This window comes from Yoonia sp. GPGPB17 (assembly GCF_037892195.1).
GTDB lineage: Bacteria > Pseudomonadota > Alphaproteobacteria > Rhodobacterales > Rhodobacteraceae > Yoonia.
On record NZ_JATACI010000002.1, the window covers coordinates 1,815,963 to 1,832,404 of the forward strand.

Genomic DNA, 16,442 nt, shown 5'->3' on the forward strand with positions numbered 1-16,442 from the left:
GGGTTCAAACCCACCTTACAAGGCTACGCCTGTCAACCATCCACACGGATTGTCGTGTTTTTGGGGTCGTAGGGACTGTCTTCAACGATCTCGGCATCCCACAACTGATCAAGCATCTTGACCTTTAGCTTTGTACCCACGTCTGCCAGTTCCGGCTTTACGTATCCCATGCCAATCGACTTCTCAAAGGCGACTGAATATCCTCCCGAGGTCAAACGACCAACGCGCGTGCCATCCATTGCATAAAGCGCCTCGCGTCCCCAAGGATCAGCATCTTCTGGGCCGTCAATCAGCAGCGTGACGCATTTGGCACGAATACCCTTCTCTTCCATCGCGGCCTTGCCGTTGAAGTCCTTCGACAAGTCCACAAAGCGCGGCAGATCGGCCTCCAATGGCGTCGCATCGCGGCCCAACTCTGTGCCAAACGCACGGTAGGATTTCTCTTGCCGCAACCAGTTTTGCGCGCGTGCACCCACCAGTTTCATCCCATGCGGTTCGCCTGCTTTTTCCAACAGATCAAACAGGTAATTCTGCATCTCAATTGGGTGATGCAGTTCCCAACCCAACTCGCCCGTGTAAGCGACACGGATCGCATTGACGGGACACATCCCCAGCTCGATCTGCTTGGCAGACAGCCATGGGAAACGTTTGTTGGTCAGCGCCGTTGCAGGATCAGCGTCTTTGATCACAGCGTTCAGGACATCGCGCGACTTTGGTCCGGCAATCGCGAAGACACCCCATTGGGTCGTGACGTTCTGTACGTCAATGCGCCCAAACTCCGCCTCTTTGTCCTCGACTGCTTTACGTAAGAAATCCGCGTCATAGTCCGTCCATGCGCCAGCCGAGACAAGATAATACTCGTCATCCTTCAACCGTACGATGGTATATTCGGTCCGGGTCGTACCGTGATCGGTCAGCGCATAAGTCAGGTTAATCCGACCAACACGCGGCAGCTTGTTCGTGGTGAACCAGTCAAGGAACGCCGTTGCGCCGGGGCCTTTGACGATATGTTTGGTGAACGCGGTGGCATCAATCAAGCCCACACCATCACGAATCGCTTTGGCTTCATCCACAGCATATTGCCACCAGCCACCGCGACGGAATGACCGGCTATCATGGTCATTGAACCCTTCAGGCGCGAAATAGTTCGGGCGCTCCCATCCATTCACGAAGCCAAACTGCGCGCCACGCGCTGCCTGCCGATCATAGGCCGGTGACGTGCGCAGCGGGCGGCAGGCCGGGCGTTCTTCATCAGGGTGATGAAGAATGTAGACGTGATCATAGCATTCTTCGTTCTTGCGTGCCGCGAATTCGGTCGTCATCCAATCGCCGTAGCGCTTGGGGTCGAGCGAGGCCATATCAATCTCGGCCTCGCCATCAACCATCATCTGCGCAAGGTAGTACCCGGTGCCACCCGCGGCCGTGATCCCGAAAGAAAACCCTTCGGCCAGCCACATATTGCGCAAACCCGGTGCCGGACCGACCAGCGGGTTGCCATCAGGCGTATAGCAAATCGGGCCGTTGAAATCGTCTTTCAGACCGCTTTCCTCGCAAGATGGGACGCGATGGATCATGGCCATATACTGCTCTTCGATCCGCTCCAGATCGAGCGGGAAAAGATCAGCGCGGAAACTATCCGGCACGCCATATTCAAAGACCGCTGGCGCGCCTTTTTCATAGACACCCAAAATCCAGCCGCCGCGCTCCTCACGCACGTATGATTGCGCATCGGCATCGCGAATAACCGGGTGCTCGACATTGCCCTCGGCACGGAACGCTTCAAGCGCGGGGTCCTTGTCCATGACGATGAACTGGTGCTCGACCGGGATTGCGGGGATCTTGATGCCCAGTTTCTTGGCCGTCGTCTGTGCGTGGTTGCCCGAAGCCGTGACAACATGTTCGGCCGTGATCACGATTTGCTCGTCAGAGGGCACAAGGTTGCCGCCCTTCTCGACCATCTTGGTGCAGGTGATCTCCCATGCGTCACCGTTCCATGCAAACGCATCGGCCTGCCACTTGCGTTCAATCATCACGCCACGCTGGCGTGCGCCCTTGGCCATCGCCTGCGTCACATCGGCGGGGTTAATATAGCCGTCCGTGTGATGATACAGCGCGCCTTTCAGATCCTCTGTGCGGATCAACGGCCACTTCGCCTTGATTTCATCAGGCGTCATCCAAACGTAAGGCACATCACAGGTTTCGGCGGTTGACGCATAGAGCATATACTCATCCATCCGCTCTTGTGTCTGCGCCATGCGCAGGTTGCCCACGACTGCGAAACCAGCGTTCAGACCGGTTTCTTCTTCCAACGACTTGTAGAAGTCGACTGAGTATTTGTGGATATGGGTCGTGGCGAAGGACATGTTGAACAAAGGCAAGAGACCCGCTGCGTGCCAAGTGGAGCCGGACGTCAGCTCATCGCGCTCCAAAAGCATCACATCGTCCCAGCCTGCTTTGGCCAGGTGATACGCGATTGACGTACCAACTGCACCGCCACCGACAACCAATGCTTTGACTTGCGTTTTCATGATGACGACTCCTTGGCATCTTTGGCGGTAACTTGCGCGAAACCTGGCAGCGGCGATAGAACCAGCCGACCGGATACGGCGCAAAACCGACAAGGATCAGGGTTTCCCGACTAGGCAGAACGCGCCAAACATGTTCCCTTACGTCAATTTAGGGGTAAGACGATGACGATTTACAGATTGAAAGATGCCGCAACCTTGGCCGACGCCAGTTACAAAGCGGGCCGTATTGTCAGCCCGCGTGTGATCAAGTCTTTGGATCATGACGATGTGCAAGCTCATCTTTTGGATGGGAATATCTTGCTGCTGCCGGGGTCAAACTCGGTCAGGGATTACGTCAAGTTCAACTTGCGCCCCTTGCGATTGGGCAACCAGCGTTTGGTGCTCAAGCACGCGACCAACAGCGAAAAAGGGGCGTCAGGTACCAGATGGCATCAGGGGTTCTTGCGGTATTCCATCGAAATCTTCGAATGGCTGAAACGTGAAGGTGCGACACCCAACTACATCATCGGTCATTCGCTGGGCGCGGCTGCGGCGCAAATCCTGTCCAAGACATACAACACACCAGCCCTCGGATTTGCCGCCCCACGCCCGAAGTGGAGCAAACACGGGGTCGTCCAAGACGGGCGTTGCCTGCTGGTGAACCGGACCGATGATCCTGTTCCGAAGGTGCCATCCGCCTATCATCACATGGGCAAGGCCACGCTGTTCGAGTCAGTCAAACACAAAAGTTTCCTCGCCCACTCAATGCGGCACTACATCAACATCATCGCAGAAGACGACAAGTTCAAAGTCTTGCCCGAGACGTGGGGCGGCTAGAGCATCGCTGGCACGACCAGATCAGGCGGCCTGTGCCCATCGGCAAAGGTCTTGATGTTCACGATGACCTTTTCACCCATCTCGATCCGCCCTTCGAGGGTCGCTGACCCCATATGCGGCAGCAGGATCGCATTCGGCAGCGCTTGCAAACGTGGGTTGATCTCGTGCCCGCGCTCAAACACATCCAGACCCGCACCCGCAATCTCGCCCGCACGCAACATCCGTGTCAGGGCGTTTTCGTCAATCACCTCTCCACGTGACGTATTCACGATCACCGCATCAGGTTTCATCAACTTTAGCCGCCGCGCGTTCATCAGGTGAAAGGTCGATGGTGTGTGCGGGCAGTTGATTGACAGGATATCAACGCGGGCCACCATCTGATCAAGGCTCTCCCAATAGGTCGCGTCCAGTTCTTCTTCAATCTCGGGCCGCAACCGCTTGCGATTATGATAATGGACCTGCATCCCGAACGCTGCCGCACGCCGCGCCACCGCCTGACCAATCCGCCCCATGCCCAGAATACCCAGACGGCGCCCTTTGATCCGTCCGCCAAGCATTGCCGTTGGCGCCCATCCACCCCAGTTATCTGACTGAGCCACGCGAAATCCTTCGGCCATGCGGCGGGTCACCCCCAGAATTAGGGCCATGACCATATCGGCGGTGTCTTCGGTAACAACACCGGGTGTATTCGAGACATGGATGCCCCGCTGGCGGGCCGTTGCCACATCAATGTGGTCTACGCCTGAACCATAGTTCGCAATGAGTTTCAACTTTTCACCTGCACGTCCCAACAGCTTTGCGTCAATCTGATCCGTGATTGTGCAGACCAGAACATCAGCACGACCCATCGCATCCGCCAGTTCTTCTTGAGTCATCGGCGTGTCATCTTCGCGCAACTCGACGTCGAACAGCTCTTTCAGTCGGGTTTCTACCACCTCAGGCAACCGTCGCGTCACAACAACACTTAGATGCTTACCTGGCATGCAATGCCCTCCCACGGGTTTTCAAATCGGCCTTGTCATGGCAGGTTGCGCCAAAGGGACGCGCAGCACAAGAACCGCGCGCCGCAAAAGTGAGCAGTAAGGGTAAACAATGGGTGCAATCGCGCATTGGGTCCGCGTGTTTCAGGTCGCAGCCTTTGCGATCTTTCTTGGCACGAGTACCGGTCACGCACAGCAGAGTGACACTGGTCCGGCCATCGGCCCTGAAACAAATCTGCCCCTTCCCCGTTACGTGTCGCTGCGCGCCAGCGAGGCCAACGTGCGCCGTGGTCCGTCACTTTCACACCGGATCGACTGGGTCTTTCAACGACAGAGTATGCCACTGCAAGTCATTGCCGAATACGGCCATTGGCGACGTGTCATTGACCGCGATGGTCAGGGCGGCTGGGTCCATTATAGGATGTTGTCAGGCGCACGCACCGTGGTGATTGAAGTATCTGAAACCGCGCTTCGGACGCGGCCGGAACCAGATGCACTTGAGAATGCAATGCTGGAACCCGGCGTTGTTGCCCGATTGGGCGACTGCAATCCCGAATGGTGTCAACTGACCGCCGGTGGCTATCGGGGATGGGCGCCCAAAGCGGCGCTTTGGGGCGTGGCCGACGCCGAAATCCGCGACTAGGCCGCCTTGTCGAGACCCCGCCCTTTCAGCAGCGCCTCAACCCCGGGCAAACGCCCCCTGAACGCCTTGTAAAGCTCGGCCGCATCGACTGAACCGCCTGAAGACAAAATTGTCTTCTCCAATCGTTTTGCCGTCTCCTTGTCAAAGGGGCCGCCATTTTCCTCAAATGCAGCAAAAGCATCTGCATCCATCACCTCGGACCACATGTAGCTGTAGTATCCACTGGAATAGCCATCGCCCGCAAAGACATGGGCAAAATGCGGCGTCGCGTGGCGCATCCGAATGGCATGTGGCATTCCGATATCTTCCAGGATTTCCGCCTGACGCTGCATTGGGTCCGCCGGAGCCGGGCCATTGTGAAAGCCCAAATCAACAAGCGCCGAAGCCACATACTCCACGGTCTGGAAACCCATGTCATAGGTGGCTGCACCTAGCATCCGATTCAACAGATCCTCTGGCATCGGATCACCGGTCTCAGCATGGGTCGCGAACTCAGCAAGCACTTCCGGCACTTCCAGCCAGTGTTCATAAAGCTGACTTGGCAGTTCGACAAAATCACGTGCAACTGATGTGCCCGAAATGCTTTCGTAGGTCACATCAGACAGCATCTGATGCAGCGCATGACCGAACTCATGAAACAGCGTGCGCGCATCATCGTATGACAACAACGCAGGCTTACCTTCTTCCGGCTTGGCGAAGTTACATACATTGACAACATGAGGGCGAATGTCGCCGCTCAGCCGCTGCTGAGACCGCATCGCCGAACACCACGCACCGGAACGCTTCGACCCACGGGCAAAATAGTCACCGATAAATACCGCAACATGTTCACCATCGCGGGTGACGTCCCACATCCGCACATCCGGGTGATAGATAGGTCCCTCAATTGCCGCAAACTCCAGACCAAACAGGCGATTGGCGCAGGCAAATGCAGCTTCAATCATGCGATCGAGTTGCAAATAGGGCTTGAGTTCGGCTTCATCGAGGTCGTGCAACTCCTTGCGGCGTTTTTCAGAATAGAAACGCCAGTCCCAAGGTTCCAGCGGCCCGTCAAACCCATCTGCATGCAGCATACGTTCCAAGACGGTAGCATCAGCTTCCGCCGCTGCCTTTGCTTAGGCGTCCAGACTTTCATCAAAAGATCACGCACCGCGCTGGGCGTGCTTAGCCATTTCCGTCTCTAGCTTGAAGTCAGCGAAGGTATCATAGCCCAGCAGGTTGGCACGCTCTTCACGCAACTTCAGCGTCTCAGCGGCGATGCCACGGTTATCTGTCTTGCCGCCATTGGCACCACGCGCGCCCCACGCTTCATAGGCTTTCTTGCGCAAATCGCGTCGTTCAGAGAATTGAAGGAAGGGCACGATCAGCGAGCGGGACAGAGTGACAACAGGTCCGCCTGCCTCTTTCTCTTCGCCAGCCGCCTTTGCGGTCGCAACCACAAAATCCGGCAAACCAATCAGATCGTCTTTGCTCAGCGTCATGAACCATTCACGCTCATCGGCCAGCAGGTTCTGCGTGAACTCCGTTCCCAGCACCGACAGACGGGATTTCACGGCGCGCAAGCCCTCAGCCGCTTTGCCCTCCAGCTTTGAGCCTGAGCGCACAAAGCCACGGCGGGTCAGCATCAACACCCGCTGTTGTTCATCCGTCAGGTCCAATGCGGCACGTTGTTCCCAAACCGCCTCAACACGGGCAAAGAGCGCCTTATTCTCGGATACCTCGGACCCATAAGCGCTCAAGAGCGGTGCGAAATCGCGCTGCAATGCTTCGCGCTTGGGGTTACTATCCGCGCCAGCAACGTTGTAGAACGCGCCCAAAACGCGGCTCAGCATTTCATCTGCCCGTTCCAACGCCTCGACCGTATTCGCAAAATCTGGCGCGTCCGCATTGTCGGCTATGGCCGCGACATTGGCGCGCGATTCTGCCAAAGCGGCATCAACGGCAGGAGCGAAATCGTCATCGGTGATCAGATCAAAGGGCGGCAATCCAAAGGGTGTGGTCCAGTCTTGCAACAGCGGATTCGTCATGGGGGTTCTCCTTTGAGGAACAGATAGTGTCGCGGTGACAGAACACCATAGCCAAACTAAGTGAACGCGAGCCCCTTACCACCGCAAACCTTACAATCCGCATGCGGTTTCACGGCAATGGTGCGCGTTTGGGCATAGAGCGCATCATAAATCAGCAAACGACCACCAAGACCCTCGCCCGCACCGGTGATCAGTTTCACGGTCTCAACGGCCATCATCGCGCCCATCACGCCCGGCAATGGTCCGATCACCCCAGCCTCCGCGCAGGAAGGGACCAAGGAAGGGTCTGGCGCGTCGGGGAACACACAAGCGTAGCACGGTGTCCCTTTTGCTGGATCGTAGACGCTGATTTGCCCTTCCCATTGGGTAAGGGCTGCAGCGACCAAAGGCCTCTCCGTCGCGACGGCTGTTTTATTGACTAGATAGCGGGTTTCAAAATTGTCGGTTCCGTCGAGGATCAAATCATAATCCGCAAAAAGCTCAGCCGCGATACTTGCATCCAGCCTGCGGTGGTAGGGCCGCACGGTCACAAAGGGATTCTGCGCCGTCATCGCCTCGGCCGCGGAGTGCACCTTGGGCATGCCGATGTTGCGATCAAGGTGGATGACTTGTCGCTGCAAATTGGCGTTTTCGACAACATCATCATCGATCACACCAATCGTTCCCACACCTGCCGCCGCCAAATACTCCAGCGCGGGCGCGCCCAGACCGCTTCGGCCCCAACGACCAAGACCTTGGCATCGCGCAACGCCTTCTGGCCCGGCCCACCGACCTCGCGCAGGATGATATGGCGGGCATACCGATCCAACTCAGTCGGTGAAAAGCTATCGGACTGCGGCACAGGTGCCTGTTGCTGTTTGACGCGCGCACGTAACGCACCCAGAAACTTGCGGTACCCCCAAATCAACACGCCAAAACCAAAGAATATCGCCCAAAGCCGGGCATCACCGCCCGTCGCCATCCGCAGCGGGTGACCATCGGGCAGGATCACATGGATCGTCATAACGCCGACCAAAAGGATCGCCATCATATTCCAGCGCACCGCGTAGGGCACCTTCATCGCCCATCCAATCACCCAAAGGGTGATGGCCATGGTGCCGACCATAATCATTGGCCAGTGGACCCAAATCCGCCTGTACCGCGGGCTGTTTCGCCGAGCAATGTGACCGCCTCGAAGTGCGCCTGCACGACGGGTGCAACAATCATTTGCGCAATCCGCATGCCATGCGCGATCTCAAAATCGTCATTTCCCAGATTCACTAGGATCACCCCAAGCGGCCCGCGATAGTCGCTGTCAATCGTACCCGGCGTATTCAGCAGCGTGACACCATGCTTTAAAGCCAGCCCCGAACGCGGCCTGACCTGAACCTCGAAGCCCTCGGGAATCGCCAAGCGCAAACCCGTCGGCACAAGCGTCCGAGCGCCTGGTAGCAGAACGACACTCTGCCGATCAGGCAAATTCGCCCGCAGATCAGCGCCAGCCGCGCCTGTGGTCTCGTAGGCGGGCAGGCCAACGCTCTGATCCGCCCCCTCTTCCCACTGAAACTGGATCGTCACACTCACGCGAGTGCCTCGGCAATACGCGCAGCCAATGTCGCCGCGACCGCGTCTTTTGTCATGCGGGGCCAACTGTCCGCGCCTTGCGCTGAAATCAACGTCACCGCATTCTCGGACCCCCCATAATGCCGGTTTCCGGGGACACATCATTCGCGACGATCCAGTCGCACTGTTTGCGCAGGCGCTTGGCGGTCGCATTCGCGATCACATCATCCGTTTCAGCCGCAAAACCAACGACGAGCTTTGGCCGCCCCGTGGTCATCTGTGACACGGTGGCAAGGATATCCGGGTTCTCTGCAAAATCGAGTTGCGGCAGGCCCAACCCGTCTTTCTTGATTTTGCTGTCGCCCGCATTGACCACATGCCAATCTGCAACGGCTGCAGCAAAAACAGCGGCATCCGCCATCCCTGCTGCCTGCACCGCATCCAGCATCTCCTGCGCTGTCTGCACTTTCACAACAGATACATCCATCGGCGGCGGCACATCTGCCGGACCGGTCACAAAAGTCACATCAGCGCCCAGCGCGGCCAAAGCTTTCGCTATGGCCGTGCCCTGCGCACCGGATGAGCGGTTTGCGATATACCGCACCGGATCAATCGGTTCATGGGTTGGACCAGAGGTTACCACAACATGACGCCCTTTTAGCGGCCCATCGGCCAAAGCCGCATCTACGGCGGCAATGATCTCGGGCACCTCTGCCATCCGCCCCGGCCCATACTCGCCGCACGCCATATCACCTTCATTGGGTCCGACAACCAAGATGCCGTCACCCAGCAACGCCGCCAGATTGCGCTGAGTCGCCGGATGATCCCACATGCGCACATTCATCGAGGGCGCAATCAGCACACGTTTGTCGGTGGCCAAGAGTAACGTTGATGCCAGATCGTTTGCATGCCCATTTGCCATCTTCGCCATCAAGTCCGCTGTTGCTGGGGCGACAACAATCAGATCAGCCGCGCGGGACAATTCGATATGTCCCATCTCAGCTTCATCAGTGAGATTGAACAGATCCTGATAGATTTTGGACGCGGATAGGGCCGCCAAACTGAGCGGGGTCACAAACTCTGATCCGGCTTTGGTCAGCACCGGCGTGACCTGCGCGCCCTGCTCGCGCAAACGACGCACGAGGTCTAACGATTTGAAGGCGGCAATGCCGCCTCCTACGATTAAGAGAATATGCTTATTGGCCAGCATCTGAGGTCTCCGGTCGGGGGTTGCCCGACACTAGGTCAGATCAGACCGGAAAGACAATGTCCGGGTTCAGGCAAAGAATGCATGAACCTCAGAGCTTTGCGACTCAAGACTTTTGCGCATCTTGCCAAAGGCAGCCGCCTCAAGCTGGCGTACGCGCTCTTTCGACAAACCCAGTTCGGTCCCAAGGCTCTCTAAGGTGCGTGGGTCATCGCGCAGCTTGCGCTCTCGTACGATGAACTGCTCACGATCATTGAGGTTGGACAGAGCCGTCAAAAGCCACTGGCGCAGAGTATCGTTGTCATGGGTATGCTCGACGGTTTCAGCGGCTTGTGGACCATCATCTTCCAGCGCATCAATCCACTCGCGGCCTTCATCCTCGACAGATTGGGTGGCATTCAGCGAAAAGTCGGACCCAGATAGACGCCCTTCCATCATCTCCACATCATGCAGTGGAACGCCAACTTCGATAGCAATCAACTCACGCATCTCCTGCTTATCCATCACACGACCTTCGGCAGCCGCTTCGCGCTCCAACCGGGCCTGAACACGGCGCATATTGAAGAACAGTGATTTTTGGGACGAGGTGGAACCGGTCCGCACCATCGACCAGTTGCGCATCACGTAATCCTGAATGGACGCCTTGATCCACCACACGGCATAAGTTGAAAAACGAACGCCCCGATCCGGGTCGAACTTATCTGCCGCTTTCATCAGGCCAACAGACGCTTCCTGAATAAGGTCATTCATCGGCGCGCCATAGCGCTTGAATTTGGACGCCATGGAAATGGCCAGTCGCATGTAGGCAGTAATCAAACGGTGCAAAGCTTTTTCATCACGGTGGTCGCGCCAGGCATATGCAAGCGCCAGCTCGGTCTCGGCATCCAGCAGTTCTGCCTTCATCGCCGTCCGAGACAAAGTTTGATCAGAAAAACCGGTGACACCCATTGTATTTCTCCCAAGTAGCATCGTGATGCATTAACTTTGTTGTATAAAATGGTTACGCAGGATTGAACGAGATGGATCACTAAAAGTTGCTGCTATGGTATTGCCCAAACTCACTCTCATCCTAGGCGGTGCCGCCTCGGGCAAATCATCTTTTGCGGAAAGCCTTGTTTTAAAGGGTGGGGACGGTGATCCAATCTACATCGCGACAGCACAGGTTTTTGACAATGAGATGGCTGAAAAAGTCGCAAAACACCGCGCAATGCGCGGCACCGGATGGCGCACGATAGAAGAACCGCTCTATCTGGCTGATGCCCTCGCCAAGGTAGATGCAAACCAGCCGGTCCTGATTGACTGCGCGACACTCTGGCTGACCAATGTGATCTTGGGTGAGCATGGCACTGAGGCGCAAAGCGTCGCACTGATGGCCGCGCTCGAACGATGCAAGGGTCCAGTTGTGATCGTCTCAAACGAAGTTGGCCAAGGCATTGTTCCTGAAAACAAGCTGTCTCGGACATTCCGAAACGCGCAAGGACGTTTGAACCAAGAAATCGCGACTAAATCTGATCTGGTTGTGGCCGTCATGGCGGGTCTTCCTCTCGCACTCAAAGGTCAGTTGCCGTGACAAAACTATGGATGGTACGCCACGGCCCCACGCATGCGAAATCGATGGTTGGCTGGTCGGACATCCCGGCTGATCTGTCCGATACCGCAGCTATCGCGCGTCTACGGGACTTCTTGCCTGATGCGCCGGTCGTGTCATCTGATCTGATCCGGGCCACCGCCACCGCGGATGCCCTCAGACCCGAGCACCGATTGCCGAATGACCAGAGCCTACGCGAAATCAACTTCGGCGATTGGGAACTGCGGACATTCGGGGATGTTGAGGCGGAAGACCCTGACCGTATACGTGCATATTGGGAAACGCCTGGTCATATTGCCCCACCCAAGGGTGAGAGCTGGAACGCTGTACGGAAACGCGTTGATGACGCAATCGACGTGCATCTACTTGGTGATTACAAACACTTGATTGTCGTCGCCCACTTCGGCGTCATTCTGACACAAGTCCAGCGCGCACTTGGCATCGGCGCCTATGAGGCCTTCAGCCACCGCATCAACAATCTGTCTGTGACCGTCATTGATACAAGCGATGATAACTGGACGGCAGAACAGATTAATCACAACCCGTGATGGGGCGCGTCACAGATGATCGTTGGCCCGAGGAGGTTTTCCTCGGCTAGGGTTAATCCATGGCTTATGAACTCTATATTGGTGATCGCACTTTCAGCAGTTGGTCTTTGCGAGGCTGGCTGATGCTGGAAAAATTTGGACTACCCTATCAGACGCATATGGTCGGGCTTTATGCGGGTACCATGAAGGCTGATTTGGCTCATCTTAGACCGGCCCGCACAGTTCCGGTCATGCAGACAAGCGATGGTCATGTCCTGACCGACAGTCTTGCGATGGCCGAAACGCTGGTGGAAAACCACCCTCAGGCTTAGCCTTTACCCAGCAGGGCCCGGCGCTCGTGCGCTTGCCAGATCCATGACCGCAGAGATGCACAGCGGTTTTCAAGCCTTGCGCGAAGCCTGCCCCATGATGCTTAGCTTTTGTTGGGAAGGCTTCGAAGCTTCGCAGGCTGTGCAAGACGACTTGCTGAGAATAGAAGACCTCTGGTCGCTCGCCCGGGCACGCCACGGGGCAAATGGGCCTTGGCTCTTTGGTGAATACTCACTTGCGGATGTATTCTACGCACCTGTTGCGATGCGCATCACGGCTTACAAACTGTCTGTCAGTGATGAATCGCAGGCTTATGTTTCCGCGCATCTCAGCGATCCTGCATTTTTGGCCTGGCGCAAAGCTGCAATGGAAGATGTGTATGAACCATTCCCATACGAACTGCCGCTCGCACGCAGCTCATGGCCCGGTGATACAAATTAACCTTTCTTAAAGACCCACCGCCTACGCGTTAACCAAGAAAACGGGGAACGCGATGGTTGCGCTGGCCTATACGGTGGCATTTGAAGGGATTGAAGCGCGCTTGGTCGAGGTCCAATGCGCGGTCACACCGGGCATTCCAGCATTCTCGATCGTCGGGCTGCCAGATAAGGCGGTGTCCGAGGCGCGCGAACGGGTACGGGCCGCCCTCACGGCGATGGCCATTGCATTGCCGTCCAAGCGAATCACGGTAAACTTATCGCCCGCCGATCTGCCCAAAGAAGGGTCACATTTCGACCTTCCCATCGCGCTGGCGCTTCTGGCCGCACTTGAGATCATACCACAAGACGACGCCGCGCAGACCGTCGCCTTGGGCGAGTTGTCATTGGATGGCACGCTGGTGCCTGTCGTTGGTGCCTTGCCTGCGGCAATGGCCGCTGCACAAGAAGACCGCACGCTGCTATGCCCGCAGGCCTGCGGGGCCGAGGCCGCATGGGTCGGTGCGGCCAACGTCATCGCACCTCGGACATTGGCCGACATGGTCCGACACTTTACCGGACAATCGGTCTTGCAACCCGCGGAACCGGGTGAGGTCCTGAGGCAAACCGGGGCGCGCGACCTATCAGAGGTGAAAGGGCAGGAACGGGCCAAAAGGGCCCTGGAAATCGCTGCCGCTGGGCGCCACCACTTGTTCTTGGTCGGCTCGCCCGGGTCAGGCAAATCCATGCTGGCCGCGCGCATTCCGGGTATCCTGCCACAGTTAACACCGGCAGAGGCGCTGGAGACATCCATGATCCACTCGCTATCAGGGTTGTTGGACGAAGGGGGCATCAACCGCGAACGCCCGTTCCGTGAACCACACCATACCGCATCAATGGCCGCAATTGTCGGCGGTGGGCGCAACGCCAAGCCGGGTGAAATCAGCCTCGCGCACAATGGTGTGCTTTTTATGGATGAGTTCCCCGAGTTTCCGCGTACGGTCCTTGAGACGCTCAGGCAACCTATTGAGACCGGCGAAGTTGTGGTGGCCCGCGCCAACGCACACGTCCGTTACCCATGCCGATTCATGCTCGTTGCAGCGGCAAACCCATGCAAATGTGGCTACCTTGCCGATCCTGCGCGCGCTTGCGCCCGCGTCCCAATCTGTGGCGAGGATTACTTGGGCAAGATCTCTGGCCCGTTAATGGACCGTTTCGATTTGCGTGTCGAAGTGCCCCCCGTTGCCTTCACGGACCTTGACTTGCCGGAAACCGGTGAAAGCTCGGCCGAGGTTGCCGCGCGCGTTCATCATGCCCGCAAAGCACAAACCAAGCGCTTTGCCGATCACCCTGAAGTCCGCGTGAATGCGGACATGGAAGGCCACCTGCTGGAAGAAATCGCGACGCCCGATACAGAGGGGCGCGCGCTACTGGTGAAAGTGGCCGAACGGTTCGGGCTGTCGGCGCGCGGCTACCACCGGGTGTTGCGCGTCGCGCGCACAATCGCAGACCTTGAGGGGGCAGCAGAGGTGCGCCAACCGCATGTTGCGGAAGCCGTCAGTTATCGGCTCGCCATGGCGAAAGAGGTCTAGCGCTTGACCTCAATCGCGTGCCAGATTTTTTCAGCGATGTTTACGCCATCAAATCGTTCAAGCTCCTGAATGCCGGTGGGCGACGTCACATTAATCTCGGTCAGCCAATCACCGATCACATCAATCCCGACAAATATCTGACCCTTTTCACGTAGAAGCGGACCGATCCGCGCACATATCTCACGGTCGCGGTCCGTCAGATCAACCTTCTCGGGGCGGCCACCTACATGCATGTTCGAGCGGGTTTCACCGGCGGCTGGAATGCGATTGATTGCACCTACTGGTTCGCCATCCACAAGGATCACGCGCTTGTCGCCTTTCGCGACATCCGGCAGGAATTGCTGCATAATCAATGGCTCGCGATTGATGCCTGTAAAGAGCTCATGCAGTGAGGCGAGATTGCTGTCACCTTCCCTCAGCTTGAAAACACCCGCACCGCCATTGCCATAGAGCGGCTTGAGGATCACGTCACCGTGCTGCGCGCGGAAGGTCTTGAGCGTATCCAGATCGCGCGCAATCATTGTTGGAGGTGTCAGATCAGGAAAGTTCAGCACCAAGAGTTTTTCAGGATAGTTGCGCACCCAAAACGGGTCATTCACGACCAGTGTATCCGGATGGACCATGTCCAAAACATGGGTCGTTGTAATGTAGCCCATATCGAATGGTGGATCCTGACGCAGCCACAGGACATCAAAGTCCGCCAAATCAACAGTTTGTTCTTCACCAAGGCGAAAATGATCGCCCTTCACCCGTTGCACTGTCAAAGGCCACCCTTTGGCGATCACCCGGCCCTGGTCATAGGCAAGCATGTCAGGTGTGTAGTAAAACAGGGAGTGCTCGCGCGACTGTGCCTCTTCGGCAATACGGAACGTGCTATCGGCGTCAATGTCGATTGGCCCGATCGGGTCCATCTGGAAAGCGATTTTGAGCGACATGGTGGGCCCCCTGCATGCAATAACTCGCCACTAAATGACGCAGCATGAAATCATGTGCAATGGGCAGTCATACTTCCATGAAGGCGTTTTCAATCACATTCAGGCCACCAACCCCATCTACAATCGCCAGATCAAAGCGCACATCTGTCAACTGACCGCGCGGTTCATCCGCCAAAAACTCTGCCGCGCTCGCGACGATCCGCTCCATCTGCCTGCGTCCAAGACGCGCCGCAGCATTTGCGAAACTGCGGCTCTTTTTGACTTCGACAAAGACAACGGTTTCACCGTCACGTGCAATCAGATCAATCTCACCGCTCTGTCCACGCCACCGACGTGCGGCGACAACATGGTCGCGTTTAGCGTAATCATTTGCCACAATATCTTCGGCTGCCAATCCTGCGTGGTATCCAACTGTGCCACTCATTCGTCATCTCTCATATGCAATGCCATCTGGTAGACCTGCCGTCGGGGCAGACCCAATGCACCCGCAACAACCGTGGCCGCGTCTTTTACGCGCATCGTTTTCATCGCTTCGCGCAAGGCTGCGCCGACGTCATCATCAGCCACATCAACGGCACCCGCGCGCCCGACAAGAACAACGATTTCGCCCTTCACAGATCGTCCTTGAAAATTAGTGGCCAGTTCCTGCAATGACCCGCGCGTCACCTCTTCAAACTTCTTTGTTAGTTCACGACAAACCACGGCTTGCCGCTCATCCCCCAAGACATCGCGTAAATTACCTAACATTTCACCAATACGTTTCGGGCTTTCATAAAATACCAGCGTGAACGGCACATCGCGCAATGCTGCAATCTCGGATCTGCGCTGGGCCTTTGCCGCTGGCAGGAACCCCACAAAGGCGAAACGGTCCGTCGGTAAGCCTGATACCGTCAGTGCGGCCAACACAGCCGATGCGCCCGGGGCAGAGGTTACCGCGATCTCTTCCTTGATCGCCGCGCACCCCAACTCATAGCCCGGGTCCGCGACCAGCGGCGTCCCGGCCTCCGATACGTAAGCCACTGACTTGCCAGACTTCATTGCTGAAATCAGGCGAGCGACGGCCCCCTCGCCGCTATGATCATGAAACGCAACCACGCTGCGCCCATTCAGCGGCACGCCATGAATTTCCATCAGTTTGCGCGCTGTTCGCGTATCCTCTGCCGCAATCAGATCGGCTGACGCAAGGATATCCAGACCGCGCAGCGTCATATCCCGTGCCGATCCAATTGGTGTCGCCACAAAATAAAGACCGGCAGAGAGTGGCTTGGTTACAAAATTCATCTCTGGACCCGCCAGCCCCCTGCTTTATGA

At 57.0% G+C, this 16,442-nt stretch carries 14 protein-coding genes and 3 pseudogenes; 7 read left to right on the top strand and 10 right to left on the bottom strand.

Going from position 1 to position 16,442, the window contains the following annotated elements:
- Window positions 1-32 precede the first annotated feature (32 nt).
- Complete coding sequence (locus QTO30_RS09815) at window positions 33-2,528, bottom strand: GcvT family protein (RefSeq protein ID WP_340423971.1); 2,496 nt, start codon at window positions 2,526-2,528, stop codon at window positions 33-35.
- A 162-nt stretch (window positions 2,529-2,690) separates the two neighbouring features.
- Between QTO30_RS09815 and QTO30_RS09820 the strand changes: the two genes are divergently transcribed.
- Window positions 2,691-3,344, top strand: coding sequence for a hypothetical protein (locus QTO30_RS09820; RefSeq protein ID WP_340423972.1), 654 nt, complete (start codon window positions 2,691-2,693; stop codon window positions 3,342-3,344).
- On the opposite strand, the gene QTO30_RS09825 is transcribed toward QTO30_RS09820, so the two are convergent.
- A complete protein-coding gene (locus tag QTO30_RS09825) occupies window positions 3,341-4,327 on the bottom strand; it encodes a 2-hydroxyacid dehydrogenase (protein WP_340423973.1) in 987 nt (328 codons plus the stop codon). The two genes, QTO30_RS09820 and QTO30_RS09825, sit on opposite strands and share 4 nt — an antisense overlap.
- A 109-nt stretch (window positions 4,328-4,436) precedes the next feature.
- Between QTO30_RS09825 and QTO30_RS09830 the strand changes: the two genes are divergently transcribed.
- The gene (locus QTO30_RS09830; RefSeq protein ID WP_340423974.1) at window positions 4,437-4,967 is read left to right on the top strand and encodes an SH3 domain-containing protein; all 531 of its coding nucleotides are present in this window, start codon (window positions 4,437-4,439) and stop codon (window positions 4,965-4,967) included.
- Here QTO30_RS09830 and QTO30_RS09835 read toward each other — a convergent pair.
- The 5 genes and pseudogenes from QTO30_RS09835 to QTO30_RS09855 all read right to left on the bottom strand — a co-directional run bounded on the left by QTO30_RS09835 (window position 4,964) and on the right by QTO30_RS09855 (window position 10,691).
- Window positions 4,964-6,994, bottom strand: a pseudogene (locus QTO30_RS09835) (M3 family metallopeptidase). The gene QTO30_RS09830 and the pseudogene QTO30_RS09835 overlap by 4 nt on opposite strands.
- Window positions 6,995-7,050: 56 nt before the next feature.
- Window positions 7,051-8,105: pseudogene (locus tag QTO30_RS09840) on the bottom strand (HesA/MoeB/ThiF family protein).
- Window positions 8,102-8,557, bottom strand: a complete 456-nt coding sequence (dut, locus tag QTO30_RS09845; protein ID WP_340423975.1) for a dUTP diphosphatase — start codon at window positions 8,555-8,557, stop codon at window positions 8,102-8,104. Before dut ends, QTO30_RS09840 begins: the two are co-directional and overlap by 4 nt.
- Window positions 8,554-9,746, bottom strand: a pseudogene (gene coaBC, locus QTO30_RS09850) (bifunctional phosphopantothenoylcysteine decarboxylase/phosphopantothenate--cysteine ligase CoaBC). The gene dut and the pseudogene coaBC overlap by 4 nt, the downstream one beginning before the upstream one ends.
- Window positions 9,747-9,812: 66 nt before the next feature.
- Entirely contained in the window at window positions 9,813-10,691 is an 879-nt protein-coding gene (locus QTO30_RS09855) for an RNA polymerase factor sigma-32 (RefSeq protein ID WP_340423977.1), read from the bottom strand.
- A 94-nt stretch (window positions 10,692-10,785) separates the two neighbouring features.
- Between QTO30_RS09855 and cobU the strand changes: the two genes are divergently transcribed.
- The 5 genes from cobU to QTO30_RS09880 are packed head-to-tail and all read left to right on the top strand — an operon-like array spanning window position 10,786 to window position 14,196.
- Window positions 10,786-11,313, top strand: a complete 528-nt coding sequence (gene cobU, locus QTO30_RS09860) for a bifunctional adenosylcobinamide kinase/adenosylcobinamide-phosphate guanylyltransferase (protein ID WP_340423978.1) — start codon at window positions 10,786-10,788, stop codon at window positions 11,311-11,313.
- Window positions 11,310-11,879, top strand: a complete 570-nt coding sequence (locus QTO30_RS09865) for a histidine phosphatase family protein (protein ID WP_340423980.1) — start codon at window positions 11,310-11,312, stop codon at window positions 11,877-11,879. The genes cobU and QTO30_RS09865 overlap by 4 nt, the downstream gene beginning before the upstream one ends.
- Window positions 11,880-11,938: 59 nt before the next feature.
- Window positions 11,939-12,190 (top strand): glutathione S-transferase N-terminal domain-containing protein, encoded by a 252-nt coding sequence (locus QTO30_RS09870; RefSeq protein ID WP_340423981.1) that lies wholly within the window; start codon window positions 11,939-11,941, stop codon window positions 12,188-12,190.
- 55 nt (window positions 12,191-12,245) lie between these two features.
- The gene (locus tag QTO30_RS09875; RefSeq protein ID WP_340423982.1) at window positions 12,246-12,629 is read left to right on the top strand and encodes a hypothetical protein; all 384 of its coding nucleotides are present in this window, start codon (window positions 12,246-12,248) and stop codon (window positions 12,627-12,629) included.
- Window positions 12,630-12,681: 52 nt separating this feature from the next.
- Window positions 12,682-14,196 carry a YifB family Mg chelatase-like AAA ATPase gene (locus QTO30_RS09880; protein WP_340423983.1) on the top strand — a complete coding sequence of 505 codons (1,515 nt, stop codon included), beginning with the start codon at window positions 12,682-12,684 and terminating at the stop codon, window positions 14,194-14,196.
- Here the strand turns inward: QTO30_RS09880 and gshB are convergent.
- The 3 genes from gshB to rsmI form a co-directional block, all read right to left on the bottom strand.
- Window positions 14,193-15,131 (bottom strand): glutathione synthase, encoded by a 939-nt coding sequence (gene gshB, locus QTO30_RS09885; RefSeq protein WP_340423984.1) that lies wholly within the window; start codon window positions 15,129-15,131, stop codon window positions 14,193-14,195. The two genes, QTO30_RS09880 and gshB, sit on opposite strands and share 4 nt — an antisense overlap.
- Before the next feature lie 67 nt (window positions 15,132-15,198).
- Complete coding sequence (locus tag QTO30_RS09890) at window positions 15,199-15,555, bottom strand: YraN family protein (RefSeq protein WP_340423985.1); 357 nt, start codon at window positions 15,553-15,555, stop codon at window positions 15,199-15,201.
- Complete coding sequence (gene rsmI / locus QTO30_RS09895; RefSeq protein ID WP_340423986.1) at window positions 15,552-16,412, bottom strand: 16S rRNA (cytidine(1402)-2'-O)-methyltransferase; 861 nt, start codon at window positions 16,410-16,412, stop codon at window positions 15,552-15,554. Before rsmI ends, QTO30_RS09890 begins: the two co-directional genes overlap by 4 nt.
- Window positions 16,413-16,442 lie beyond the last annotated feature (30 nt).